Raw genomic sequence first — 25,720 nt, forward strand, 5'->3', positions numbered from 1 at the left:
GAGCGACGACGCCGCTCCTGATAAATTAGAATACGTAGTAAAGAAGAGCAAAAACTGGGAATGCTGCGGTTAGGCTGTCGATACGATCTAGCACACCACCGTGCCCTGGGATAATGTTACTGCTGTCTTTAATGCCTGAGACACGTTTGAACATACTTTCAACCAGATCACCAAGCACTGAAATAACGACAGTCACTAGCGTAATCAGCACCATATGGACAGGACTGGAGAACTGAATATCAAACCAATCAGCAAATGCCCACGCCACGATCAATGCCGTGATAATGCCGCCAATAAGCCCTTCAATGGTTTTATTCGGACTGACATGTGGCGCCATTTTACGTTTGCCTAAGCTTTTGCCTGCAAAGTAAGCACCACTATCTGCAGCCCATACCAAGAAACAAACGTATAACACGAGCTTTGCTCCGTGGTATGGATCTACCGTAATGTCATGAGCTCTAAGAATAACTACACTCCAAAGGAATGGAATTAATGTCAGAAAACCAAACACATGGCGTAAAACAAAATTATTTTGCCAAGATTTCGTCGTTTTGGGATAAGTAATCGCCATTAAGCTAGCAATAATCCACCAAACAAAACCAAGGCCCAGCACAACATAATGAGGCGTTGCTAAATGGTTGAGGCTATGTGCGTCAGGCGAAATATATAGAAAACTAAGTCCGGTAACAATGACTGCCGGAACGAGGGCAGCAAAGCGAGAGTTGCTTCCTGTAAATTGAGTCCACTCCCAAAAACCTAATAGGGTAATTGCAGTTAAAGCGGCAATAAAGCCCATTAGGGGTAATTTAAAAATGCCTAAAATAACCAGGGGAGCTAAAATTAGTGCTGTTATTATTCTCTGTTTCAAACTAACTAGTCCTTATTGAGCTGCCATCAATGCCTTTATTTGTTCACCTGTACAGCCAAAACGACGTTCTCGATTGATAAACCAAGTTACAGCTTCAACTAAGCTGTCTTCGTCGAATTCCGGCCAATACTCGGGTGTAAAGTACATTTCTGCATAAGCCATTTGCCACAACATAAAGTTGCTGATGCGACACTCTCCACTGGTACGAATCAAAAGATCCACTTCAGGTAAGTCTGCCATGGTCAAATGCTCAGTGATTAGCTGCTCATTGATATCCTCTACACGAATCTCACCGTTACGTGCTTTTAACGCTAACGTTTTGGCCGCTTCTGTGATGTCCCACTTACCGCCATAATTGGCTGCAATGTTGATCACCATCCCCGTGTTACCTGCCGTTAGATTTTCAGCTTCTACAATCTTCTTTTGTAGACGCTCACTAAATCGACTGGTATCACCGATCACGCGCAACCGTAAGTTATTTTTGTGTAGTTTTTTTACTTCACTAGACAGGACCGTGATAAACAGTTCCATCAAAAGACCCACTTCTTCCTCCGGACGACGCCAGTTTTCACTACTAAAAGCAAACAGCGTCATGGCTCTAATGCCTAGTTTTGAAGCAGCAGCCACGGTCTTACGAACGGCACTAACGCCTTTTTTATGACCAAATACGCGAGGTTTTCCTTTGGACTTAGCCCAACGGCCATTACCGTCCATAATGATGGCAATATGCTTAGGAAGGGAATCAGAGAAGGCTTGAGAATTTTGCATAGGGAGTTAATTGAGTTCCATCAGTTGGATAGACTAACATAAAAAAACGCTGAGCTGTGAGCACAGCGTTTTCCAACAGTGATGTGTGTGGGAGTATTAAACTTCCATCAACTCTTTTTCTTTTGCAGCAAGAACTTCATCGATCTTCTTAACTGCAACGTCAGTTAGCTTTTGAATTTCGTCTTGTGCTTTACGGTCTTCATCTTCAGAGATTTCTTTATCTTTTAGAAGCGCTTTAAGATCGTTGTTTGCGTCACGACGGATGTTACGAACAGCAACACGACCACCTTCAGCTTCACCACGAACGATCTTAACTAGGTCTTTACGACGCTCTTCCGTTAGCGGTGGAAGTGGAACACGGATGATAGTACCAGCAGACATAGGGTTTAGACCAAGGTCAGACGTCATGATCGCTTTTTCTACTTTCGGGGTCAGCTCTTTATCAAAAACCGTGATTGCAAGTGTACGTGCATCTTCAGCAACAACGTTTGCTACTTGGTTTAGAGGTGTTGCTGCACCGTAGTATTCTACAGAAATACCAGATAGTAGGCTTGGGTGTGCACGACCTGTACGAATTTTAGAAAGGTTGTTCTTAAGCGCTTCAACGCTTTTATCCATGCGCTCTTGCGCGTCTTTTTTGATTTCGTTAATCACAGTTTCACCTTAAAAATGTCATCTTTCCTGAAGAAAGCCTAAAACGGTTGAGCAAAGCAAGCACCACCCTAACGCTTTGGAGTGGCACCTTAAGCCAAGCTTATTCGTTGATGAGCGTGCCTTCTGCTTCGCCCATTACCACGCGACGTAGTGCGCCTGGCTTGTTCATATTAAATACGCGGATTGGCATTTTGTGGTCACGAGCTAGCGTAAACGCCGCCAAGTCCATAACTTTCAGCTCTTTATCCAGAACTTCTGCATAAGATAGCTTATCATACAGCTCTGCGTCTGGGTTTGCTACAGGGTCAGCAGTAAATACACCATCAACTTTCGTCGCTTTTAGTACGACATCCGCTTCAATTTCGATACCACGTAAACAAGCAGCAGAATCCGTTGTAAAGAACGGGTTACCAGTACCAGCAGAGAAGATGACAACTCGGCCTTGGCGAAGCTCACGGATCGCATCAGCCCAATTATAGTCGTCACATACGCCTTTTAGAGGGATTGCAGACATAACGCGCGCATTTACGTATGCACGGTGAAGAGCATCACGCATCGCTAGGCCATTCATTACTGTAGCAAGCATACCCATGTGGTCACCAACTACGCGGTTCATACCAGCTTCAGCTAGGCCTGCACCACGGAACAAGTTACCGCCACCGATAACTACACCAACCTGAACACCCAGTTCAACCAGTTCTTTCACTTCTTGTGCCATACGATCAAGGACCGCAGGATCAATACCAAAACCGTCTTCACCTTGAAGAGCTTCACCACTCAGTTTTAATAGAATACGTTGATACGCTGGTTTAGGGTTCGTAGTCATGGAGTTTACCTTCCAAAGAGAGTTGTTGATTAACAGTCATGAATAGACACAACTTCAGTTATGGCTATTCATCACGGCTAATCGTTCACTGCTCATAAAAAGACCGCAGCCTTGGCTACGGTCTAATCTTTATACAGTCTCTAAGGATTAACCTTTTTGAGCTGCTGCAACTTCTTCAGCGAAGCTCATTTCTTCTTTCTTCTCGATACCTTCACCTACTTCTAGGCGAACGAACGTAGAAACTGAAGCGCCTTTTTCTTTCAGCATTTCGCCTACAGTTTTCTTAGGCTCCATGATGAAAGCTTGACCTGTTAGAGAGATCTCGCCAGTGAATTTCTTCATTCGGCCAACAACCATCTTCTCAGCGATTTCAGCAGGCTTGCCTTCGTTCATTGCGATTTCAACTTGAACCGCTTTCTCTTTTTCTACTACGTCAGCTGGTACGTCTTCTGGGTTAACGAACTCTGGCTTAGAAGCAGCAACGTGCATTGCAACGTGCTTAAGAGTTTCTGCGTCGCCTTCACCAGCAACAACAACACCGATTTTCTCACCGTGACGGTAAGAAGCGATTGCAGTGCCTTGAACGTATTCTACGCGACGGATAGTGATGTTTTCACCGATTTTAGCTACTAGAGCTACACGTGCGTCTTCGAATTGTGCTTGTAGTTCTTCAACAGAAGCTTTTGAAGCTAGAGCTGCAGCTGCAACTTCTTCTGCGAATGCAGTGAAGTTACCGTCTTTAGCAACGAAGTCAGTTTGGCAGTTAACTTCAAGAAGAACAGCAACGCCGTTTTCTTCTTTGATGATGATTGCGCCTTCAGCTGCAACGTTACCAGCTTTCTTAGCTGCTTTCGCTGCGCCAGATTTACGCATGTTTTCAATTGCTAGTTCGATGTCAGCGTTTGCTTCTACAAGCGCTTTCTTACATTCCATCATGCCAGCGCCAGTACGCTCGCGAAGTTCTTTAACTAGAGCAGCAGTTACAGTTGCCATTCTGTATTCCTCGTTTGATTCGAAATAAGGTAAAAAACAGGGGCCTAACATTGTCGGCCCCCATTGCTAACTATAACTTAGTTTATGCTACACAAAGGTTTCACATAGACCAAGTGTGACACAGAGCCGCTATTATTCAGCTTCTACGAAACCGTCTTTTTCAGCAACTGCAGCTACGTCTTTGTTACGACCTTCAGATACTGCTGAAGCAGCAGCGTTCAGGTATAGCTGTACAGCGCGGATCGCGTCGTCGTTACCTGGGATTACGTAGTCAACGCCGTCTGGGTTAGAGTTAGTATCTACCACAGCGTATACTGGAATACCTAGGTTGTTAGCTTCTTTAATTGCAATGTGTTCGTGATCAGCGTCGATTACGAATAGAGCGTCTGGTAGGCCGCCCATGTCTTTGATACCACCAAGAGATTTCTCTAGCTTCTCCATTTCGCGAGTACGCATTAGAGCTTCTTTCTTAGTTAGTTTGTCAAAAGTACCGTCTTGAGATTGAGTCTCTAGATCTTTTAGACGCTTGATAGACTGACGAACTGTTTTGTAGTTTGTAAGCATACCGCCTAACCAGCGGTTGTTTACGTAAAACTGGTTGCTTGCGATTGCAGCTTCTTTAACAGCTTCAGATGCAGCGCGCTTAGTACCTACGAATAGAACTTTACCTTTCTTCTCGCCAACTTTAGCTAGTTCAGCTAGAGCGTCGTTGAACATTGGTACAGTTTTTTCTAGGTTGATGATATGAACTTTGTTACGAGCGCCAAAGATGAATGGCTTCATTTTTGGGTTCCAGTAACGAGTCTGGTGACCAAAGTGAACACCAGCTTTTAGCATATCGCGCATTGATACAGTTGCCATTTTAAATTCCTCTATGGGGTTAGGCCTCCACATTCCCCATAACTCCGACCAAGCTTCTGCTCAGCACCCCGGAATATGTGACGGAATGTGTGTGATTTAAAGATAAAAGGTTATTCGGATGAAGCTTGCTTCGCCGCTTAGCTTTGCTAAACGAAGAGAACAGTCCTCTATTCCGGCGCGCTTTATACCATATTTTAGCTCACTGTGGCTAGTAAAAATTATTTCTTCACCGTGCCACTTTCTCCTATTTATAAGCAAAACTTTAAACATACGATCGAATTAAGAATGATGCATATTCCTATCTAACTTGGGTTAACGCCCCGATGTCTGATAGAATGCGGCCATTCGCACGTTTACGTGCTTAGGAATAAGTAGAGAAAGCCAATGTCAATCAAGATTAAAACTGCTGAAGAAATAGAACGCATGCGCATTGCGGGCAAGCTGGCCGCAGAGATTCTAGAAATGATCGAACCACACATCAAAGTTGGTGTGACGACAGAAGAGTTGAACAAAATCTGTCATGAGTACGCTCTAGAAAAAGGCGCATACTCTGCTCCGCTTGATTACCATGGTTTCCCTAAGTCGATTTGTACTTCAATCAACCATATCGTATGCCACGGTATTCCAGCAGAAAAAGACGAAATCGGTAGCAACGGTCAAATGAAGCCAGCGGTACTAAAAGATGGCGACATCTTAAACGTTGATATTACCGTAATCGTTCCAAATGACGAAAATGCGGATCTGAGCGTGCGTCCTCAAGGTTACCATGGTGACACTTCTAAGATGTTCCTAGTCGGTGATGTTTCACCTGCAAACAAACGTCTATGTATGGTTGCTCAAGAAGCACTGTATGTTGGTATGCGTACCGTTAAGCCAGGTTCAACAGTTGGTGACATCGGTACAGCTATCGAGAAATACATCAAAGAGAACAACAAAAACAACCCTCGCAACAAGTTTTCTATTGTGAAAGACTTCTGTGGCCACGGTATCGGCGATGAGTTCCATGAAGAACCACAAGTGGTTCATTACAAGAACAAAGACCGCCGCGTACTAAAAGAAGGCATGTGCTTTACTATTGAGCCGATGATTAACGCAGGTAAATTTGGTTGCTCTGTTGACGCTCAAGACGATTGGACCGTTTACACAGGCGACGGCAAGAACTCTGCGCAATGGGAACATACCATTGTTGTAACAAAAGAAGGTTGTGAAGTACTGACGCTTCGTAGCGACGATACGATTCCTCGCCTAATGAAAAACGCGTAAAGCTTACGACCACTCGTTGTTTACTATATCCCTGCTTCGGCGGGGATATTTTTTATCTGCCACAAATTTGTTAGATTGTAACTAGATTAGCTTGCACGGATGGCAAATATGACACTTCAGTCCCCTCTTACCTTTTCCGATGAACAAATCAATATCGGAGAACTCAAACAAGAGTTAGAGAAATTTAGCTCCGATCAAAACCAAGAGTTTCTCAATCATCATCCGGTAACAAGCTTGGTTTTAGCCAGAGCAGAATACATGGATCTGCTTCTGAATCGTTTGTGGCAACATTTTGGCTTCAAAGATATTTACAACATTTCCCTAGTTGCCGTGGGTGGCTATGGGCGTGGCGAGCTGCATCCGCTCTCCGATATCGATATTTTGATTCTGTCGAACAATAAGCTACCGACCGCGCTAGAAGCAAAAATCAGCGAATTCATTACGCTGTTGTGGGATTTAAAACTCGAGGTCGGACACGCAGTTCGCACCGTTAACGAATGTGCGGAAATTGGTAAAGCCGATCTGACCGTCGCGACAAATCTTCAAGAAGCGCGTCTACTGTGTGGCAGCGAGGATACCTTTCAGGCACTGAAGAAAGTTGTATTATCAGACTCCTTTTGGCCAAGTGAAACGTTTTATCGCGCTAAAATTCAAGAGCAGCGAGAACGCCATGCCCGTTACCACGATACGACCTACAACTTAGAACCAGACATTAAGTCGACCCCTGGCGGGCTGCGCGATATTCATACATTAAGCTGGGTCGCCCGACGTCACTTTGGTGCCACATCATTGCTGGAAATGAGCCGATACGGATTTTTAACTGACGCAGAATACCGAGAATTGGTTGAATGTCAGGACTTCCTTTGGCGAGTGCGTTTCGCTCTGCACATGGAGCTTCGCCGCTATGACAACCGCTTGACCTTTGCCCATCAAGCACAAGTTGCGGAAAATCTAGGCTACGTCGGTGAAGGCAACCGAGGCGTAGAAATGATGATGAAAGAGTTCTATCGCACACTTCGTCGTGTGGCAGAGCTCAATAAAATGCTACTCAAACTTTTTGATCAAGCGATCATTAATGGTGGTGCGACAGAAAGTGCCGAGATTCTCGATGCCGACTTCCAACGTCGTGGCTCTTTGATTGAAGCGCGGAAACCCGCATTGTTTCAAGCTCGCCCAGAAACTATTCTGGATATGTTCTTACATATCGCGAACGACTCAACCATTGAAGGGGTGAGCCCACCAACACTACGTCAGCTGCGCACCGCTCGCCGTCGGCTCAACAAATTTTTGCACACCATTCCTGCTGCGCGTGAAAAGTTCATGGCGTTATGTCGTCACCCTAATGCTCTGCATAAAGCATTCAGCCTGATGCACCGATTAGGGGTTATGGCGGCCTATTTACCGCAATGGAGCCAAATTGTTGGTCAAATGCAGTTTGACTTATTCCATGCCTACACCGTTGATGAACACAGTATTCGCTTACTTAAACATATCAACACTTTTAGTGACCCAGAAAATCATGCGAAGCACCCTATTTGCTGTGACGTCTACCCACGGATGCAAAAGAAAGAGCTGCTGATTATTGCCGCTATTTTCCACGATATCGGTAAAGGACGTGGCGGCGATCACTCTGTTATAGGCGAAGGTGAGGCTTACGACTTCTGTATTGAGCATGGCTTATCAAAGCCCGAGGCCAAACTTGTCGCTTGGTTGGTAAGGCATCATCTATTAATGTCCGTCACCGCACAGCGCCGAGACATTTATGATCCCGATGTGATTACCGAATTTGCCAAAAAAGTCAGAGACGAAGAATCTCTCGATTATCTTGTGTGCCTGACAGTTGCAGATATTTGTGCAACCAACCCAGAACTTTGGAATGCTTGGAAACGAACCTTACTCGCAGAGCTGTATTACTCTACACAACGTGCTTTACGTAGAGGGCTAGAGAATCCTGTCGATGTGCGTGAGCGAATTCGCCACAACCAACAAATGGCCTCTGCAATGCTGCGCAAAGAGGGGTTTGCCGCGCGCGAAATTGAAGTATTGTGGCAACGCTTCAAAGCTGACTATTTCCTTCGTCATACCCATACGCAAATCGCGTGGCACTGCGAACACTTACTTCGCATGGAAGATCCAACTAAGCCTTTGGTCTTGATCAGCAAAAAAGCCACTCGCGGCGGCACTGAGGTGTTTGTATATACGAAAGACCAGCCAGCTTTATTTGCGACGGTCGTGGCGGAGTTAGATAGGCGTAATTTTAATGTACACGACGCGCAAATCATGACCAGCAAAGATGGGCACGTGATTGATACCTTTATGGTGCTCGATCAACATGGCGAAGCGATTGATGAGTCCCGTCATGCCGCGGTGATTAAGCACCTCACCCATGTACTGGAGGCGGGCCGACCAACCAAGATTAAAACGCGCCGTACTCCGAACAAACTTCAGCACTTTAATGTGAAAACCAAAGTCGACTTCTTACCAACCAAAGGTAAAAAACACACTTTAATGGAGTTTGTCGCGCTAGACACACCAGGGCTGTTGGCCAAAGTAGGCCGTACGTTTGCTGATTTAAATATCAACCTTCACGGTGCCAAAATCACCACCATTGGTGAGCGAGCAGAAGACTTGTTTATTTTAACCAGTGATGCAGGGGGAAGATTAAGTGAAGAACAGCAAGATGAGCTAAGAGAGAGATTGATCGAAAAGTTATCTGATGAGGTCGCAGCTTAGATCAAACCTGCCAATCTTTTCGGTTCAGGGCGAGAGCGATCTTGCCCACAAGTTAAGCATTTTGGCTAAATATCAGCTATCTAGCTCATACATAGGCTGCTACAGTTATATCAATATCAATTCGATGTAATAGAGGTAGCCTATGTATCCCCACCTCACTGGTTTGGGCATTCACGACCCTAAGCAGATTGAACGTTATTCCCTACGCCAAGAAGCACACAAAGACGTACTCAAGATCTATTTCCACAAGCAAAAAGGCGAACTGTTCGCTAAAAGCGTTAAATTCAAATACCCACGCCAAATCAAAAATGTTCTTGTTGATAGTGGCAGTCACAAATATAAAGAAGTAACGGAAATCAACCGTAACCTCACATTAGTCATTGATGAGCTGAATAAAATCACTAAGCCAACGAAACAACCTGAGGTTGATGTAAAAGAGAAAATTCTTTCAGACCTTCGTCATTTAGAAAAAGTCGTTTCGAGCAAGATCGCAGAGATCGAAGCAGATCTTGAAAAACTAAAGTAAAACGTTAAGTCTTAAATATTAAAAAGGGTTAGCATTGATGCTAACCCTTTTTATTTGTACTCAATCATTATCTAGATCTAACTGCGCCGATTATCGGTTCATCCCACTCAAATCGAGTAAACAATTGCTGCCAAGTTTCATCAAGATTGGCCGTCATGACAATCTCTTGATCGGTAAATGGATGGACAAACCGTAACTCTGAAGCATGCAGTAGCAAACGATGAGAATCAAACTCTGTGCGATACAGCTTGTTGTGCTTTCCATCCCCGTGCGTTGTATCACCCACGATCGGATGGCGTAGATGTGCCATATGACGACGAAGTTGGTGCTTACGCCCCGTTTTAGGTTTCATCTCAACTAAGCAATAACGCGTTGTAGGAAATTTACCCGTCGAATAGGGAACCTCCACTTTAGCCAACGGCTTATATTCCGTCACCGCTTCTTGCGCTTCTTTTTCTTGTGAAGCGAACTTATCAGCAATCTTGTCTAACTCCACTTTGAGTGCGTAATCCAAGACGCCCTCTTCCTCAATCCAACCGCGTACTATCGCGTGGTATGTCTTTTCCATTTTATGTTCAGCAAACATCGGCATGACTTGTGATGCGACTTCACTCGACAAAGCAAACACGAGCACACCAGATGTTGGACGATCCAGACGATGCAATGGGAACACATGCTGACCAATTTGGTCGCGCAAAGTTTGCATGACAAATTGAGTTTCGTGTTTATCTAACCAACTGCGATGCACTAACATGCCGGCAGGCTTGTTGACCGCTACAAAATATTCATCCTGATAAACGATCTCCAGTTCCACTGGTTCTGAAGATCGCGCTATTTCTTGTTCTAGCATTCGTTTACTTACACAGTTCGTCAATGGTTCGGATTGTAACAAGCAGCTCTGCGAACTGCGGTTCCTGCTTCCACGCTTCTGAAAAATAGGGCTCGAGAGAAAACCCTCTTGGCAATGGTTGGATGTTTTCCACTAGCACGTGCATTCTGTCTATAAAGATCCACTGCAACCACTCATGAGGATGCAATGTATCAATCGCAAATGGCTCCACGCTTTGTAAGGCTTGCTCTGAAGGCCTAGTGTGTTGCCACAACTTATGTTCTTTAAGCTGCGTTTCAAGTTGGTGAAGTAAGTCGACCAATTGAGTATTTGTTACCATTAATTCTATCTCGAACCTTGAATTAGCCGAGAATGATACCATTTCTTGTGAAAAGAACGTTAGGACGTCGTATTTAATGGAAAACATTCAAACCCTCACTCAACTGTTGAACAACAGCCGCTGTGATTATCAAATCTTCGATCTTGGTCGTCGTATCAAAACCATCGCTAAGAAAGAGTTTGCCGATGTAGAAAAAGGTCAAGCACCGTACCCATTCCCAATGCAGCGTAAAGCACACCTTGCCATCGCTTATTGGAATGAACAAAAGCAACCTTGGATTTGGTTTCTAAAGTTTGAATTGGACGAGCGCGGTTTGTTAAAGCAAGCGGATATCGGCAATTTCATTAAATACGTAGTGGAAGCCATGGGAACACGCCTCAATGATGATATCACTGAAGAGCAACAGCAAAAGCTGTCTAATAACCCATACACTTTCAAACCTTCCGAAGACAAAATGGCCGTGTTTCATAGCCAGGTCCGCGCGAACCTCGATCTTCCTACCAGCCAATATTATGAGCACACTCAGCATTACTTTTCTGGTGGTTTAGGCTGGGATAATTGGCAAACCGTAGGTCTGCAAGGGATCACCGACATGGCCGCTCGTTTGGACAAAGAGCAAAACGGGGTAATGATACGCAAGGCGTTGAACCACCTACCGAATGAACCACTTTATGCTCTGTTGGGGGCGCTTGAGCATGTAGAGTTACAAGAGCGTTTAGCTGAGCGTATCGCCGACAAAGCACAACAAGAAATCGCAAGTAGCGAACCGGATCTCTTCCTACTTTCAGCGCTTATTCGAGCTTTGGCTGGCGCACCAGCAGCCATTGCCTCGCCAGTGTTAGAAGCGATATTAAAAAGCCCTCGTTTAAGCCATCAGGAAGTACTGATTGGCGTGGCAGGCCGAGCTTGGCACTTACTAGCCAATGAAAAGGTAGCAGAACAGTTTTTGCTGCGTTTAGCTCAAACCGGTAATCAAGCCCTATTTAATCAGTTATTTGCCGATTTAGTGATGCTACCAGAGTTAAGAATGGTGCTATTGCCCCTGTTACATTCAAATCCATCTGAAGAACTAGCAAAGGCGCTAGTCAGCTTACAACAAGCAACAAAGGGATAATAAAGGTTCAGGGATGATTGGTGATCTTTTAGCAATTTTAGGGCTATGCTTTTTCTGTTATCTGTTTTGGCAACAACGTCGTCAAGCCGAACTCGCAAAAGTGGCAATCACGCGTAAATGTGAGCAATTGGATCTCCAATTAATCAGCATCGCCTTTGGTGCCCATAAACTAAAAACGCCAGACGGAGTCTGGCGTTGGCATACGGTGTATCAATTTGAGTTTTCATCTCTTGGTGACGATTGCTACCAAGGGGAGTTAACCATGGTCGGTTTCAGGCCGCAGAACTTTCACCTACCACCGCATCGCTTGTAAATTCCATTTCAAAGTAAGGACCATATAGATCCTTACTTTCTTTTGTTTCAACAAATCCCAGTTTTTTCAGCACCGCCATAGAAGCTTGATGGTTGCTATTCACGTTAGCTTTCACCTTATGTAGCCCCAGTTCACGGCACGCCTTGGGGAAAAACGCTTTTAGAGCTTCTGTCGCTAACCCTTTACCCCAATAAGATTTATCAAAAATAAACCCTAACTCAGGCTCGGAATCGAGATGGGAAATGAACACGTGCCCCATATAGTCACGACTGGTGCTTTCTAGCACCGCCATACTATAAATATTTTCATCATCCAGTATTTTCTCAAACATCTGTTTGGCAGACGCGACAGTATACGGACCGTTCATTTCAGCACGGTTTTTCGCACAGCAATTCAGCATGACGAACTCTAGTTGCAACGACTCATTGTAGGGTAGAAGAAGCATTCTTCTGGTTACTATGGCCACATCTGTTCCTTGATTACAACAAACTTTATTTATCCGCAGATCACAAACTCGATGAGCTTGAATATGCTCAATAGCTGCGGGGCATAACACCTTGTAGAGAAGCCGAAAGTTAAACCAACTGATTGGAAAGGATATTGATCTGGATTGTTTTTTATTAAGTGTTATTAGGAATTTATAAATTTTGTGATATTGATATACCCAAGCCACCTCTAGGTGCTTAATTCAACGAGAACGACTAGGTATCTTTTTATATAAGAAAGACCCCGACACATAAGTATCGGGGTCATGGTCTTACTCGCAGCAGTCCGGCTACTAAAAGTGCTCCATGCATCATCCATAATAGTGGCTGATTCCGTCAGCTTATTCCTTACGTCGCCGTCCTAGCGGTGTCCTTATCATCCTGATAGCTAACATTCCCCGTTAGCACACATCACTTGTTCCTTGAGCGGTGTCCCTTGCATCTTCCTGACGCTGTCCATAACCTCTATCCTAGAGGGGTCCATTGTCTATCCTTAGTCATCAACATCCTATTGATGATAGTGTCCTTACAATGTCCTACGCTCCATGCTTGATTAATCATCCTGACCAACCAAATCGTCTTCCTGACGATAACCAAATCCTTGGTGCTTTCCTGTTCCATGTCTGCTTCCTGCTGACAACTCTCAATTTACGCCTTTCCTAAAAATTGACAATCTATACTAGATAAATATTTATACGCCACATTGGTTAAATAGTTGTTAAATCATTATTTATCAATAACTTGATGTTTGTAATTTCTATTTTTCCGCTCACGAAATCGTTTTCTCTCACAACCCATGTAAGAGATCTCTCACACCACACATTCCAAATTGCTATTCGCCAAATTAGGGGACTCAACGTATGATGATAGATATATCGTTGTTAAGGATTAAAAATGTTAACTCAAGACGTTACTAAAGAATTAGAAGCGGTAATGGAACAACTGCAACAACAAGGAAAAGAACCAACCGTAGCGTTAGTGAAAGCACGCTTGAAAACGCCCGTCCCAATGCCTGCATTAATCACCGCAATAAAAAGTTGGAAAAGTGCTCAGCGTGTTCCCAAGGTTGAAGTCGCAGCGCAAGCGCATACCGATAATGATCGTCTTGCAGCGCTAGAAAGCACGGTGAAAAAACTAGTCGCTCGCATTGAAGAGCTAGAAGCCAAGCTAAGTGAGAAGTCATTATGAAGTTATGGGTAGATGCAGACGCATGTCCGAAAGTCATCCGCGAAACCATTGTGCGTGCCGCCGAACGCACAGGGATTGAATGTACGTTTGTCGCCAACCACGTTGTCCCGGTGCCCAAAAGAGACAACATCCACTCGCTGCAAGTTCCAGCTGGATTTGACATCGCTGACAACGAAATCGTTAAGCGTGTGGAGGCCAACGATTTGGTGATCACATCAGACATTCCGCTTGCAGATGAGGTCATCTCTAAAGGCGCTCAAGCCCTCAGTTCACGTGGCGAGCTTTATACGAAAGACACCATCAAAGCGCGTCTAAATATCCGCGACTTCATGGAAACCATGCGTTCAAGCGGAATTCAGACTGGTGGTCCCGCTGCGCTTTCCCAAACCGATCGCCGCGAATTTGCGAACCATTTAGATCGTATTTTGGCTAAATTTAGGAAGTAATCCTCACTCTATTCATATTGAGCCAGCAAATCAAAGCCTGGCTCATTCCTGAAAATTCATTTTCAGCATTGCACCCAAAGCGTGCTCTTACTCCCATTTGTTTTGTTCTGTTTATTTTTCATCTCGCTCGCCATAGCTTCAATATGCAACGTGGTTTATTTTGAACGACGTTTTTAATAACTGTATAGAGAATAATGGGCTTTAACATCGTTTCTAGTGGAAGCTACCTGCCAACGAATCAATGGTCAGATCGAGAGATGGATCGCTTCCTAAAATTGGCGCCAGGGACCTGCCGAAATAAATTCGACGTTGAATATCGTCATGTAGCCAATATAAAAGAGACCGCTATTTATATGGCGGTGCAGGCGATAGAGCAGTGTTTAGGAAACATATATACCTTGGGCTCCATTGATCTCCTTATCTACGCCAGCGGCACTCACCACCAGTCTCTGCCCTACGATGCCTCAGCGGTTCTCGCCGCGTTAGACGCTCCAACATGGCTAGAAAGCTTTGATTTGAACAGCACCTGTTTATCATTTCTTTCTGCGCTTGATCTTGCTCAGAGTCTATTCTTCGCAAAACGATACCGTCGGATTCTCATTGTTACCAGTGAGCTCGCCACTGGCATCACACTGAATCGAAATCTCACGCTCAGACCAGAAGTTGCAACCTTATTCGCCGACGGTGCCGCCGCGTTTTTGCTCGAAGAACAAAACGGTGATGGATTACTCACCAGTCACTTTGAAACGCATCATACCGGATATTCATTTTGTCAAATAAAGGGCGGAGGTAGCCATGTCAACCCTCATACCTCAGAGCATCAAACCTATTTAAAAAGCTGCCAGTTTGAGATGGAAGGCAAAGCACTGTTTAAACATGTGCGTAAAACCTTACCAGCGTTTCTAAAAAAAGGCTTTGACGCCTCTCCGGTAACACTCGGCGATATTGATTATTTTCTTCCGCATCAAGCCAGTGCGCACGGATTAAAAAAACTGCCCTCACTCACCGGGTTACCAACCGAGAAAACAGTTAATCACTTTTCGACTTTGGGAAACCAAGTCGCAGCCTCACTCCCGATTAACTTACACTGGCTGCGTAATCAACCAGAAACAGCAGGAAAACATGTGTTATTAGCTGGCACCGCCGCAGGGTTGTCACTAGGGATGGGAGTGCTAAAACTATGAAGATATTAGTCACTGGCGGCAGTGGGATGTTGGGTAGCGCAATTCTAAGAATGTTTCACCAGCAGCATGAACTGCATTTTACAGCACGAAACACAGTCATCGCTAAACAACTCGCCGAGCAATTCGATGTTATCCCACATATAGTCGATTTAAGAGACCACTCAGCAGTTCATGCGGTATGCCAAGGTATGGATGCAATCATCCATTGTGCCGCTCTCTCAAGCCCATGGGGAAAGTGGCAGGCGTTTTATCAAGCCAATGTAGATGCCACCAAAAACCTCGTCAGTGCGGCTAATTCGCATCAAATATCGCGTTTTATTCATATTTCCTCCACCAGCGTCTATTTTGACCACCAAGACCGTTGGAATATTAGAGAAACCGACGCCATTGCTTCACACTGGTGTAATGATTACGCACACACCAAATACCTATCTGAACTTGAAGCCGTAAAAGGCCAAAGCAAAGCGATCATTTTAAGACCGCGTGGCATTTTTGGTCCCAACGATCGCGCGATTATCCCAAGAGTGCTTAAGGCGATAAAAAACAACACTCTGCTTCTGCCATCGGGTAGAAACCCAGTGGTTGATCTAACTTATGTCGACAACGTTGCCCATGCGGCGATGCTCGCTTGCACTCAGGCAGACCGACTTCAGCATGGTGATGTGTTCAACATTTCCAACAACGAACCAATGCCAATTGAGACTGTTCTGCAAGCTTTATGTGAGGGGTTAAACCTAAAAGTAACTTTACAATCATTACCATACGGTGTGGTATCACCATTATTAAAGCTCAGTGAGCAAATACGAAGGCACTTACCACATCAGCCAGAACCAAGGCTCACCTCATACAGCGCAGGATTGTTTAACTATCATCAAACTCTGGATATCAGCAAGGCGAAACAAACACTGAATTACCAACCGCTTTTTTCAATTCAAGAAGGAATACAGCAGTATGCAAACTGGTCTAAAAATAAAAATCTTTGAGGCTGGACACTGCGTACACCCAGGCTTTGTTGTCAAACCAGGTTCTGGTATCAAGCCTAGAGCATTTCCGGCAGCCGTTGCGTTAATTCAGCACCCAACACAAGGCAACATCCTGTTTGATACGGGATATCACGAGCACTTTTTTAGCGCGACTCGTCCCTTCCCTGAACGCTTTTATGCTTGGACAACACCTTGCCGCTATCAACAAGAACATGGGATTATTGCGCAGTTAGCAAAAGAAAATCTCAAACCTCATGATATTGAGCATTTAGTGCTCTCCCACTTCCATGCCGATCACATTGCTGCCGTGTCTGAGTTTTCCCACTCTCAATTGCATTGCCAACAAAAAGGGGTGGATGCAATTACTAAAAGTGGTCGAATTGGAGGCGTAAGAAAAGGCTACCTAAAAGCTCTACTCCCTCCACAGCTTGAATCTAACTTCATCATTCATGGTGATTTTTCTGTGCCAATCAGCCAAATTCTTCCTCAGTGCCAAGGGGTTAACTTGCTCTGTAAAGACATGTTCGACGATGGACTTATTTATATGGTTAGCTTGCCAGGCCATGCAGCTGGCCAAGTGGGCTTGCTGGTTAAAAGAGACCAAAGTTGGCTGTTCTTACTCGCCGATGCATGCTGGTTAATCGAGAGCTTGAGTGAAAATATCGATCAGCATTGGCTGGCGAACATGCTTTGCGATGACACAAAAGCCTATAAAAACACCCTCTCCGAGTTGAGAAGTTGCTACCAACGAACCCACCACGTTGTTCGCTTCGTACCTTCACACTGTCAGGAAACTATCCAGCAGCTAATCAAAGAAGGATGGATGAAGTGAGAACGCTTATCTCAGAATTCTGGCGAACCCGCTACCGCCCTTTCGGCTCAAGGGAACAAGTCGAAACATGGCAGCAACAACACTTAACGCAACACTTGGATTGGGTATGCCGTCATTCACCGTATTACCGCTCTTTTCAAGGTGCACCACTCAGTGATTTCCCTATCATGAATAAGCAAACCATGATGGAGAACCTTTCAGAGTTAAATACGAAGGGCTTAGATGCTGAACAGTTAATGCAGCAGGCACTCAAAGCAGAGCAGTCACGCAACTTTGCCGCTTCGAAAGTTGGTGATGTTACGGTTGGGCTTTCTTCGGGCACATCAGGCATGCGCGGGCTGTTTCTTGCTGACAAGCAGGAAACACAACTGTGGGCCGGCAATATATTGGCTCGCCTTTTGCCCAACCTATGGCAAAAGCACCGAATTGCACTAGCCTTGCGAGCCAACAGCCCACTGTATAAATCCGTCGCGAAAGGGCCTGTCACATTCTTTTATGCCGATTTAACCAAACCTTACCAAGAATGGATAAAAGAGCTGGATGAGTTCCAACCCACGCTTTTGGTTGGTAGTGCGCAAGCTCTTCAGCTCTGCGCCCAGTTCAGCGGTCAATTTGGTCAACCCGCAATTCAACCACAGCGGATCATTTCTGGGGCAGAGGTTCTAACCGAGAGTGACCGTCACTATATTTCTCAACGGTTCGACAGCGAACTCCATGAAGTCTATCAATGTACTGAAGGTTTTCTTGCATGTACTGATCAGCATGGACAAATGCGCTGGAATCAAGATGTTGTTTACATCGAAAAACATTGGCTGAATACCGAACGTACTCATTACAGCCCAATCATTACCGATTTTCGTCGTAAAACTCAGCCAATTATTCGTTATCAGCTCGACGATATTATTGAGAATAAACAGGATAATGGTGTATTTGAACCTCTTGGCGCAATTGCCGGACGATGTGGTGATCGCCTCACACTAAACGCAAACCACGTCCCAGTGACGGTGTTACCAGATCTCATCTACCGCGCTATAACACTATCTGCCCAAGGTCGCGTGGATTACCGAATCACCCAAACAGGGTCACAAACCATTCAAATTGAAGCGGATGTTCACCACCATAGGGTTATACATCAAGCCTTGATAAAGTTGTTTGACCAATTACTGCTTGATCCTGTCAGATTTAGTTACCGCCCTGCGCCTATTTGGACGCCAATGAATAAACAACGACGTGTGGTGAACATATGCGGGTCTTAATCACCGGAGCCCGAGCACCAGTTGCACTAGAGTGGGCAACCATGTGTATGCATCATGGGCATGAAGTAATTCTCACCGATTCGCTAAAAAAGCCTCTGGGATCATTTTTGCGAGGCATCGAGTCTTATATCCCCACCGCTTCACCTCGATTTGCGTTTCCCAGCTATCAACAGCAGATCCTAAAAATCATTACTCAGATGCACATTGATATGGTGATACCCACTTGTGAAGAAGTGTATTACTTGGCTCATGTTGCCAAGCAATGTCCAGAAGTAGATTTTTTTCTACCCGATGTGGCGCTGCTCAATGCCCTACACAACAAGTTAACCGTCTTTGAACAGCTTCAAGGCTTGCCAGAAATTACACTTCCAAAAACTCGTTTGGTCGCTGATAAAAGTGAGGTTGAAATTAATGAAAGAACCGTTCTAAAACCAGTTTACTCTCGATTTGGCGGGCAAGTCATACGAGATGTGACTACTCAGTCTATTTCTGCCGTCACGATATCGCCACTTTATCCTTGGGTTCAGCAACAAAAAATCCATGGGACTCCGGTGTGTAACTATGCGATTTTTGAACATGGTGACCTTAAAGCACACCAAGCTTATGTGCCAAAATACTGTGTAAACGGCTCGGCCGCCAGTGCTTTTCAGCCACTCTCATGCGAACGACTAGATACATTTATCGCAGCTTTTGGTAAACGTCATACTTATCATGGGCAAGTGTCGTTTGACTTCATCAAATCACAAGATGAACTCTACGTGATTGAATGTAACCCAAGAGCCACCAGTGGTTTGCACCTACTCTCGTCTCGATGCAATCAACTGCTTCCTTATATGGAGTTTACCAGTCCTTCCAAGCAGCGATTGCATCATTTAGGGCCAATAACACTCATCGCTGAAGGTGGGTTATCCCTATTTAAGGCTCGAACTTGGCAAGATTGGTGGTCTGGAGTGAATGTAATGCAACAGCATAACTTGCCAGTAGGGAGCCAAATCCGGAGTGTGTTTGAATTACTCCGGCTAGCTAGGCAGAACAAGGCAAAATGGAGCGCCGCTTCTACCGTTGATATTGAGTGGAATGGAGAAGCGTTGCGATCATGACACTTTCCTCTCAAGAATGGCATCAAACCTTTATCACTCTTATGCAATCGAATCCTATTGATGAATGCACAGCAAGCTTTGGTTGCTACTATATCGATGATGTTGCCATTCCCTACTCCGTAACACCAAAAATACCAAACAACTGTTATGCCGTGTCCCCTATGACACTGCTTAGTGGCTACGCCGAAGAAGAGCTTTACAAAGTCAAAAATGTGGCTGTTCGATGGGTATGTAAGCTACTTATTAATATGACTAAACCAATCTTATCATTGGCTGGGTTGGATCAAGTCCAAACGCTCAACAATCAGTGCTTGTCCACCAATATGTATAGTGAACAATGGGAATCCTTAAACCTTGATGAACTGCGTCGCGTGGCACTCGATCAATACCCCACCTTTCCCTTGGTGCTTCGCTCCCTCAACCAACTTCAGTACTCACACTTAATTCAGCGATTAGAACAGCAACAATGGCAAAGCTTGGTAACACGACAAGTGTATTTACTTGAGGATTGGCAAGCATTCAGCTTCAACCGAGATTTAACAAAAGACTTCAAGCTGTTTAATGATAAAGATTGGCAGTTTAAGCCTCTGGCTACTGATGAAGAGTTTCAGTGCGCCAAAGTGTTATATGACATGCTTTACCTTGATAAATACAGCCGGAATAACATCCAGTTTTCAACCCAATATTTAAAACAGGCTAGCCAGAATAACTTAGTGCATTTAGTGGGACTGTTTTATCAAGGAGAGATGCTGGCTACGTTAGGCATAGTAGAAATTGATAACGACATGACTTGCCCAATTTTTGGCTACGATACCAATAAGCCGCAGAGTTTTGCGCTGTATAGAAGAATATCTGCTTATACCATCCGCCATGCAATGATATGCCAGCGTCGCTTTAATATGAGCTCAGGGGCTCCAGCTTTTAAACGCAACCGAAAAGCCCAGCCAGAAATTGAATTTAGCTATGTTTATATTGCGCACTTACCTTGGTACAAACGCGTAATTTGGAAAAGCTTGTGCTGGCTCACTCAGCACTTTTATCGCCCTTTGTTGATGCGTTTTCAGCTATAAACCGACATCTATAATCAGGTAAGCCTGCGTGCACAGTCTCAATCGATAAAAAAGCCTGCGACGTTCGCAGGCTTTTTATAATGGAGCTGTGTGAGGTAACCGTTTTTTACGGTGTGTAGTATGTTGCTGCGCCAGGGCCTACTGGTAAACCAAATACGAATACCCATAGGTAGAACAGCACACTCCAACCTACAATGAAGCAGATTGAGTAGGGTAGCATGGTCGCGATCAGCGTACCGATACCTAAGTTCTTCATGTAACGAGTCGCTACAGCAAGAATCAAACCAAAGTAGCTCATCATTGGAGTAATGATGTTTGTCGTCGAGTCACCAATTCGGTAAGCAGCCTGAATCGTTTCCGGTGCATAACCAACAAGCATCAACATAGGAACAAAAATCGGTGCCGTCACTGCCCACTGTGCCGATGCCGAACCAATCATTAGGTTGATAAAGCCACACATGAGGATGAAGGCAAAGAACAACATCGGGCCAGTTAAACCAATTTCTTGCAGGAAGCTTGCACCAGCAACCGCAAATACCTGACCGAAGTTAGTCCATTTAAAGAAAGCAACGAACTGAGCAGCAAAGAAAACCAATACAATGTACATGCCCATAGAAGACATAGATTTCGCCATTGCATCAATCACATCGCGATCCGTCTTCATCGTGCCAACAACTTTACCAAACACAAAGCCTGGGATAGCAAAGAACACAAAGATGAATGCCACGATACTTTTCAGGAATGGAGAACCTGCAATTGTACCTGCATCAGAACGTAGAATGCCGTCTGCTGGAACAACCGTCCAAGCAAGCAACGCGGAAACAACCAGTACAGCAACACCTGCTAGTTTTAGACCTTTCTTCTCAATGTCTGTTAAGCCGCCCATTTTGTCGTTCGACAAATCTTCTGAGGCTTCTTCTTCACTGTATTTGCCAAGCTTTGGCTCAACAATTTTTTCAGTAACAAACGCACCAGTGATTGCAATGAAGAACGTCGAAACAAACATGAAGTACCAGTTAACTTCTGGACCAACAGTGTAAGTTGGGTCAATCATTTGCGCTGCTGTTTCAGTAATACCTGACAGTAGCGGGTCAACCGTACCGATAAGTAGGTTTGCTGAATAACCACCAGATACACCAGCGAATGCCGCAGCGAGGCCTGCAAGTGGGTGACGACCTAGAGAATGGAACAGCATTGCTGCCAGTGGAATAAGTACCACATACCCCAGCTCTGATGCCGTATTTGAAATGATACCAGCGAAAACAACAGTCACTGTTACCATGCGTTGAGATGCGCCCATGACCAAGCCACGCATAGCTGCAGATAGCAAACCAGAGTACTCAGCAATAGCAACACCCAACATCGCAACCAAAACCGTGCCTAAAGGTGCAAAGCCAACAAAGTTTTTCACTAAGTTAGTAACGATAAGTTCGAGTCCATCAGCGTTAAGTAAGCTGACGACATGAATCATGCCATCTGCGGCACGACCTTTTGCGCCCTCAGGACGAGGGTCTACAACGGAAACTTCGAAGTATCCTGCAATGCCCGACATCACCAGAATGGCTAAACAGAAAATGGCAAATAGTGTGATCGGGTGAGGTAATAAGTTCCCCAAATATTCGACAGTATCCAAAAAGCGCGTAAACAGCGGCTTCTTAGGCGAGTTTTGTTTAATTGAATCAGATGAACTCATCTGTTCCCTCCTTGTTTTTATTCCTGTGCAAATGTGACAAAAATGTCAAAAAAGCGAGCGAAGGGTACTTGAGTAGAAGGTTAAAGAAAAGCCCTAAATGTTACAAACTGTGACCATTAGAGAGTTTTATAACCAATAACAAACAAAAACGTAGATATTTCATCCATGTAAAACAGTTAAGTCAAAATTATCAATTAAACAAAACCATAAGCCAGAAATATGCTGAACGATTACTTCTGCACTGCTTTAAACCTCGGATTCGCCTTACAAATGACATATAGACGCCCTCTTCGTTTTACGAGCTGGCAATCCGGATGACGACTTTTTGCACTTTTTAATGATTTGACTACCTTCATGATTTATTCCTTTTCGCTCTTAAATTGACCAAAACGACGGTTGAAGTTCGCAATACGACCTTCTGTTTGAACCACTCGCTGTTTACCGGTGTAGTACGGATGGGAGGCTGACGACACATCTAACGTAAAGTAAGGATAGGTTTTGCCATCTTTCCATTCGATGGTTCTCTCTGTTTTCAACGTAGAACCAACAACGAAGCATTCATCTACGCTGGTGTCGTGGAACACCACTGGACGATATTCAGGGTGGATTCCTGGTTTCATAATACTTTTCCTCTTAATTAAAGTGTTATGTTATAACGTTTTAATTAATAATCATTATCAACAAGAAAAGCAAGAGAAATTTGTGATACTTTTCATCTCAATGAATTCTTAAAGATGTCCACCATGTATTCCATTGAACCCATCGGCGTCATTGAGACACCGTACAAAGAAAAGTTTGCAGTACCGCGCCAGCCTCGCTTAGTACCAACAGCGAAAGCACGCGTAAAACTGTTAGGCGCAGCGAATAGCCCTGAAGCAGTGCGTGGGCTAGAACAGTTCTCTCACGTTTGGCTGTTATTTTTGTTTGATCAAAATCTGGAAGCAGGTTGGAAGCCAACCGTCCGTCCACCACGACTGGGCGGCAATGAACGAATAGGTGTCTTTGCCTCACGCTCGACTTTCCGCCCAAACGGAATCGGAATGTCAGCCGTTGAAGTGAAAGGAGTCACTAAGCAAGGCGATCAAATCTATCTTGATTTAGGCAGCGTTGATCTCGTGGATGGCACACCGATTGTGGACATTAAGCCCTATATACCCTATTCAGATTCTATTCCAGAAGCACAAGGCGGATACGCAGACCAAGAACCAGAAAAGTCACAAGTCAACTTTTCTGCTCAAGCATTAGCAACGATAGAAAATCGATCCGATACTGACTATGTAAGATCAGTCATTGAACAAGTTCTGGCCCAAGATCCTCGTCCTGCATACAAGAAAAACAAGCCGGACGATAAAGAATATGCGGTAAATTTGTTCGACTTGAACGTAAAGTTCACAGCAACAAGCAACTTAATAACGGTTACCGCTATTGAAAGCTTTTGACAAACGCAATTGGCTGATATTATAGACGGCTAATAAATTTCCCTTTCGGGAACTCCTATACTCCAGCTTGTTCAAGCTTGAGTATCTAACTTAAATAAACGGATAAATTTAATGCGTACCAGTAATTATCTTCTTTCTACTCTGAAGGAGACTCCAAACGACGCAGAAGTAGTGAGCCACCAGCTCATGCTACGTGCAGGTATGATCCGTAAGCTGGCTTCAGGTCTATACACCTGGCTACCTACTGGTCTACGTGTACTGCGTAAAGTCGAAAACATCGTTCGTCAAGAAATCGACAATGCAGGCGCAGTCGAAACTTTGATGCCCGTTGTTCAGCCGTTTGAACTATGGGAAGAGACAGGCCGCAGCGAAAAGATGGGTCCTGAGCTACTTCGCTTTACTGACCGTCATGTTCGTCCGTTTGTACTTAGCCCAACCGCTGAAGAAGTGATCACTAGCCTTGTTCGTAATGAAGTGAGCTCTTACAAACAACTTCCGCTAAACCTGTACCAAATCCAAACCAAATTCCGTGACGAACGTCGTCCACGCTTCGGTGTAATGCGTTCACGTGAATTCTCAATGATGGATGCGTACAGCTTTGACATTGATAAAGACGGCCTACAAAAGTCATACGACGCAATGCACGATGCTTACTGCAAAGCATTCGATCGCATGGGTCTGGATTACCGTCCTGTACTAGCAGATAGCGGTGCTATCGGTGGTAGCGGCTCTCAAGAGTTCCACGTACTGGCTGAAAGTGGCGAAGACATCATCGCATTCTCTACCGAGTCAGATTACGCGGCAAACATCGAAAAAGCAGAAGCACTAGCTCCAGCCTCTGAAGCAGCGGCACCAACGCAAGAAATGACGTTGGTAGATACGCCAAACGCAAAAACAATCGCTGAATTGGTTGAACTGTTCGAGCTGCCAATTGAAAAAACAGTGAAAACTTTGTTTGTGAAAGCGTCTGACGAAGTTGATGCACCAATCATCGCGCTTATCATTCGTGGCGATCATGAGCTGAACGAAGTGAAAGCAGAGAACCTTCCTCAGGTTGCAGCTCCACTGGAAATGGCATCTGAAGAAGAAATTCGTGAGCTTATCGGTGCTGGTCCTGGTTCTCTAGGCCCTGTTGGTCTTAAACTGCCGTTCATCGTTGACCGCAGCGTAGCGGTAATGAGTGATTTCGGTGCGGGTGCGAACATCGATGGCAAACACTACTTCGGCATTAACTGGGGTCGTGACGCAGAGCTTGGTCAAGTTGAAGACCTACGCAACGTGGTTGAAGGCGATCCAAGCCCATGTGGTAAAGGCACTATCCAGCTTAAGCGTGGTATCGAAGTTGGCCATATCTTCCAACTTGGCAACGCTTACTCCGCAGCGATGAACTGTGGTGTACTTGGTCCTGATGGTAAGAACGTCATCCTAGAAATGGGCTGTTACGGCATCGGTATCACTCGCGTCGTAGCGGCTGCTATTGAGCAAAACCATGACAAATACGGCATCATCTGGCCAGATGCAATCGCACCATTCCAGGTTGCGATCGTTCCAATGAACATGCACAAGTCAGAAGAAGTAAAAGAAGCCGCTGAGAAGTTGTACGCTGAGCTAACGGCAATGGGCATCGAAGTCCTATTTGACGACCGTAAAGAACGCCCAGGTGTAATGTTCTCTGACATGGAGCTTATTGGTGTACCGCATACCATTATTATCGGTGACCGCTCAATGAAAGAAGGCAACTTCGAATACAAGAACCGTGCTACTGGTGAGAAAACGCCAGTCGCAATGACTGATATTATCGAGCACGTAAAGGCTCAACTAAAGTAAGCGCTCGACGGTTCTCATTTGAAGTAATTTCAAAATAATTAGTAAGGGTTGACTTCGGTCAGCCCTTTTTTATTACTGGGCAACCTTACTACTCCCCTTTAGATCTATTCACTTTGTTAATCTTTGGTT

27 protein-coding genes are annotated in these 25,720 nt (G+C 44.8%); 15 read left to right on the forward strand and 12 right to left on the reverse strand.

Translation table 11 applies throughout. The annotated features are described in order from the left end of the window. Window positions 1-25 precede the first annotated feature (25 nt). The 6 genes from ACHFJ9_RS18965 to rpsB form a co-directional block, all read right to left on the reverse strand. Window positions 26-868, reverse strand: coding sequence for a phosphatidate cytidylyltransferase (locus ACHFJ9_RS18965; RefSeq protein ID WP_048625888.1), 843 nt, complete (start codon window positions 866-868; stop codon window positions 26-28). Window positions 869-880: 12 nt separating this feature from the next. Beyond that, window positions 881-1,636 (reverse strand): isoprenyl transferase, encoded by a 756-nt coding sequence (locus ACHFJ9_RS18970; RefSeq protein ID WP_395355925.1) that lies wholly within the window; start codon window positions 1,634-1,636, stop codon window positions 881-883. A 96-nt stretch (window positions 1,637-1,732) separates the two neighbouring features. After that, window positions 1,733-2,290 (reverse strand): ribosome recycling factor, encoded by a 558-nt coding sequence (gene frr / locus ACHFJ9_RS18975; protein WP_005385348.1) that lies wholly within the window; start codon window positions 2,288-2,290, stop codon window positions 1,733-1,735. 100 nt (window positions 2,291-2,390) lie between these two features. Continuing rightward, on the reverse strand, window positions 2,391-3,116 hold the full coding sequence (gene pyrH / locus ACHFJ9_RS18980) for a UMP kinase (protein WP_005380329.1): 726 nt from the start codon (window positions 3,114-3,116) through the stop codon (window positions 2,391-2,393). 147 nt (window positions 3,117-3,263) lie between these two features. Continuing rightward, a complete protein-coding gene (tsf, locus tag ACHFJ9_RS18985; RefSeq protein WP_005380328.1) occupies window positions 3,264-4,109 on the reverse strand; it encodes a translation elongation factor Ts in 846 nt (281 codons plus the stop codon). A 132-nt stretch (window positions 4,110-4,241) separates the two neighbouring features. Beyond that, window positions 4,242-4,970, reverse strand: a complete 729-nt coding sequence (rpsB, locus tag ACHFJ9_RS18990) for a 30S ribosomal protein S2 (protein WP_012841501.1) — start codon at window positions 4,968-4,970, stop codon at window positions 4,242-4,244. 384 nt (window positions 4,971-5,354) lie between these two features. On the opposite strand from rpsB, the gene map reads away from it, so the two are divergent. The 3 genes from map (at window position 5,355) to ACHFJ9_RS19005 (ending at window position 9,492) form a co-directional block, all read left to right on the forward strand. After that, window positions 5,355-6,233: a type I methionyl aminopeptidase gene (map, locus tag ACHFJ9_RS18995; protein WP_005380326.1), complete on the forward strand. Its 879-nt coding sequence runs from the start codon at window positions 5,355-5,357 to the stop codon at window positions 6,231-6,233. 108 nt (window positions 6,234-6,341) lie between these two features. After that, on the forward strand, window positions 6,342-8,966 hold the full coding sequence (gene glnD, locus ACHFJ9_RS19000; protein WP_012841500.1) for a bifunctional uridylyltransferase/uridylyl-removing protein GlnD: 2,625 nt from the start codon (window positions 6,342-6,344) through the stop codon (window positions 8,964-8,966). 142 nt (window positions 8,967-9,108) lie between these two features. Next, on the forward strand, window positions 9,109-9,492 hold the full coding sequence (locus ACHFJ9_RS19005) for a DUF3461 family protein (RefSeq protein ID WP_005380322.1): 384 nt from the start codon (window positions 9,109-9,111) through the stop codon (window positions 9,490-9,492). A 67-nt stretch (window positions 9,493-9,559) separates the two neighbouring features. Here ACHFJ9_RS19005 and truC read toward each other — a convergent pair whose 3' ends face one another. Beyond that, window positions 9,560-10,342, reverse strand: coding sequence for a tRNA pseudouridine(65) synthase TruC (truC, locus tag ACHFJ9_RS19010; protein WP_017820755.1), 783 nt, complete (start codon window positions 10,340-10,342; stop codon window positions 9,560-9,562). 4 nt (window positions 10,343-10,346) lie between these two features. After that, window positions 10,347-10,661 (reverse strand): YqcC family protein, encoded by a 315-nt coding sequence (locus tag ACHFJ9_RS19015; protein ID WP_395355930.1) that lies wholly within the window; start codon window positions 10,659-10,661, stop codon window positions 10,347-10,349. 76 nt (window positions 10,662-10,737) lie between these two features. Here ACHFJ9_RS19015 and ACHFJ9_RS19020 point away from each other — a divergent pair, with 76 nt between their 5' ends. Beyond that, window positions 10,738-11,775 (forward strand): DUF3549 family protein, encoded by a 1,038-nt coding sequence (locus ACHFJ9_RS19020; protein ID WP_256950338.1) that lies wholly within the window; start codon window positions 10,738-10,740, stop codon window positions 11,773-11,775. A 13-nt stretch (window positions 11,776-11,788) separates the two neighbouring features. Further along, complete coding sequence (locus ACHFJ9_RS19025) at window positions 11,789-12,088, forward strand: DUF3301 domain-containing protein (protein WP_012841498.1); 300 nt, start codon at window positions 11,789-11,791, stop codon at window positions 12,086-12,088. Here the strand turns inward: ACHFJ9_RS19025 and ACHFJ9_RS19030 are convergent. Beyond that, on the reverse strand, window positions 12,048-12,533 hold the full coding sequence (locus ACHFJ9_RS19030; RefSeq protein ID WP_080936742.1) for a GNAT family N-acetyltransferase: 486 nt from the start codon (window positions 12,531-12,533) through the stop codon (window positions 12,048-12,050). The genes ACHFJ9_RS19025 and ACHFJ9_RS19030 overlap by 41 nt on opposite strands. 934 nt (window positions 12,534-13,467) lie before the next feature. Between ACHFJ9_RS19030 and ACHFJ9_RS19035 the strand changes: the two genes are divergently transcribed. The 8 genes from ACHFJ9_RS19035 to ACHFJ9_RS19070 all read left to right on the forward strand — a co-directional run bounded on the left by ACHFJ9_RS19035 (window position 13,468) and on the right by ACHFJ9_RS19070 (window position 20,632). Continuing rightward, complete coding sequence (locus ACHFJ9_RS19035; protein ID WP_395355932.1) at window positions 13,468-13,761, forward strand: hypothetical protein; 294 nt, start codon at window positions 13,468-13,470, stop codon at window positions 13,759-13,761. Next, window positions 13,758-14,207 (forward strand): YaiI/YqxD family protein, encoded by a 450-nt coding sequence (locus tag ACHFJ9_RS19040; protein WP_012841495.1) that lies wholly within the window; start codon window positions 13,758-13,760, stop codon window positions 14,205-14,207. Before ACHFJ9_RS19035 ends, ACHFJ9_RS19040 begins: the two co-directional genes overlap by 4 nt. A gap of 194 nt (window positions 14,208-14,401) precedes the next feature. Beyond that, a complete protein-coding gene (locus tag ACHFJ9_RS19045; RefSeq protein WP_395355934.1) occupies window positions 14,402-15,391 on the forward strand; it encodes a ketoacyl-ACP synthase III in 990 nt (329 codons plus the stop codon). Then, window positions 15,388-16,374 carry an NAD-dependent epimerase/dehydratase family protein gene (locus tag ACHFJ9_RS19050; RefSeq protein ID WP_395355936.1) on the forward strand — a complete coding sequence of 329 codons (987 nt, stop codon included), beginning with the start codon at window positions 15,388-15,390 and terminating at the stop codon, window positions 16,372-16,374. Before ACHFJ9_RS19045 ends, ACHFJ9_RS19050 begins: the two co-directional genes overlap by 4 nt. After that, window positions 16,343-17,206, forward strand: a complete 864-nt coding sequence (locus tag ACHFJ9_RS19055) for an MBL fold metallo-hydrolase (protein ID WP_395355938.1) — start codon at window positions 16,343-16,345, stop codon at window positions 17,204-17,206. Before ACHFJ9_RS19050 ends, ACHFJ9_RS19055 begins: the two co-directional genes overlap by 32 nt. Next, window positions 17,194-18,462, forward strand: a complete 1,269-nt coding sequence (locus ACHFJ9_RS19060) for a F390 synthetase-related protein (RefSeq protein ID WP_395355940.1) — start codon at window positions 17,194-17,196, stop codon at window positions 18,460-18,462. The genes ACHFJ9_RS19055 and ACHFJ9_RS19060 overlap by 13 nt, the downstream gene beginning before the upstream one ends. Then, window positions 18,450-19,562: an ATP-grasp domain-containing protein gene (locus ACHFJ9_RS19065; protein ID WP_395355942.1), complete on the forward strand. Its 1,113-nt coding sequence runs from the start codon at window positions 18,450-18,452 to the stop codon at window positions 19,560-19,562. The genes ACHFJ9_RS19060 and ACHFJ9_RS19065 overlap by 13 nt, the downstream gene beginning before the upstream one ends. Beyond that, entirely contained in the window at window positions 19,559-20,632 is a 1,074-nt protein-coding gene (locus tag ACHFJ9_RS19070) for a hypothetical protein (RefSeq protein WP_395355944.1), read from the forward strand. Before ACHFJ9_RS19065 ends, ACHFJ9_RS19070 begins: the two co-directional genes overlap by 4 nt. A 106-nt stretch (window positions 20,633-20,738) precedes the next feature. On the opposite strand, the gene ACHFJ9_RS19075 is transcribed toward ACHFJ9_RS19070, so the two are convergent. From ACHFJ9_RS19075 to ACHFJ9_RS19085, 3 genes are all read right to left on the reverse strand, one after another. Next, on the reverse strand, window positions 20,739-22,325 hold the full coding sequence (locus ACHFJ9_RS19075) for an AbgT family transporter (RefSeq protein WP_006742541.1): 1,587 nt from the start codon (window positions 22,323-22,325) through the stop codon (window positions 20,739-20,741). A 230-nt stretch (window positions 22,326-22,555) separates the two neighbouring features. Next, the gene (gene ykgO, locus ACHFJ9_RS19080) at window positions 22,556-22,681 is read right to left on the reverse strand and encodes a type B 50S ribosomal protein L36 (RefSeq protein WP_395355946.1); all 126 of its coding nucleotides are present in this window, start codon (window positions 22,679-22,681) and stop codon (window positions 22,556-22,558) included. Between the two features lie 3 nt (window positions 22,682-22,684). Then, window positions 22,685-22,945: a type B 50S ribosomal protein L31 gene (locus ACHFJ9_RS19085; RefSeq protein WP_182036623.1), complete on the reverse strand. Its 261-nt coding sequence runs from the start codon at window positions 22,943-22,945 to the stop codon at window positions 22,685-22,687. Window positions 22,946-23,068: 123 nt separating this feature from the next. Here ACHFJ9_RS19085 and tsaA point away from each other — a divergent pair, with 123 nt between their 5' ends. Further along, window positions 23,069-23,764, forward strand: a complete 696-nt coding sequence (tsaA, locus tag ACHFJ9_RS19090) for a tRNA (N6-threonylcarbamoyladenosine(37)-N6)-methyltransferase TrmO (protein ID WP_109169598.1) — start codon at window positions 23,069-23,071, stop codon at window positions 23,762-23,764. Between the two features lie 111 nt (window positions 23,765-23,875). Further along, window positions 23,876-25,591, forward strand: coding sequence for a proline--tRNA ligase (locus ACHFJ9_RS19095; protein WP_395355949.1), 1,716 nt, complete (start codon window positions 23,876-23,878; stop codon window positions 25,589-25,591). Window positions 25,592-25,720 lie beyond the last annotated feature (129 nt).

Source organism: Vibrio sp. D3 (genome assembly GCF_043995865.1).
Lineage (GTDB): Bacteria > Pseudomonadota > Gammaproteobacteria > Enterobacterales > Vibrionaceae > Vibrio > Vibrio diabolicus.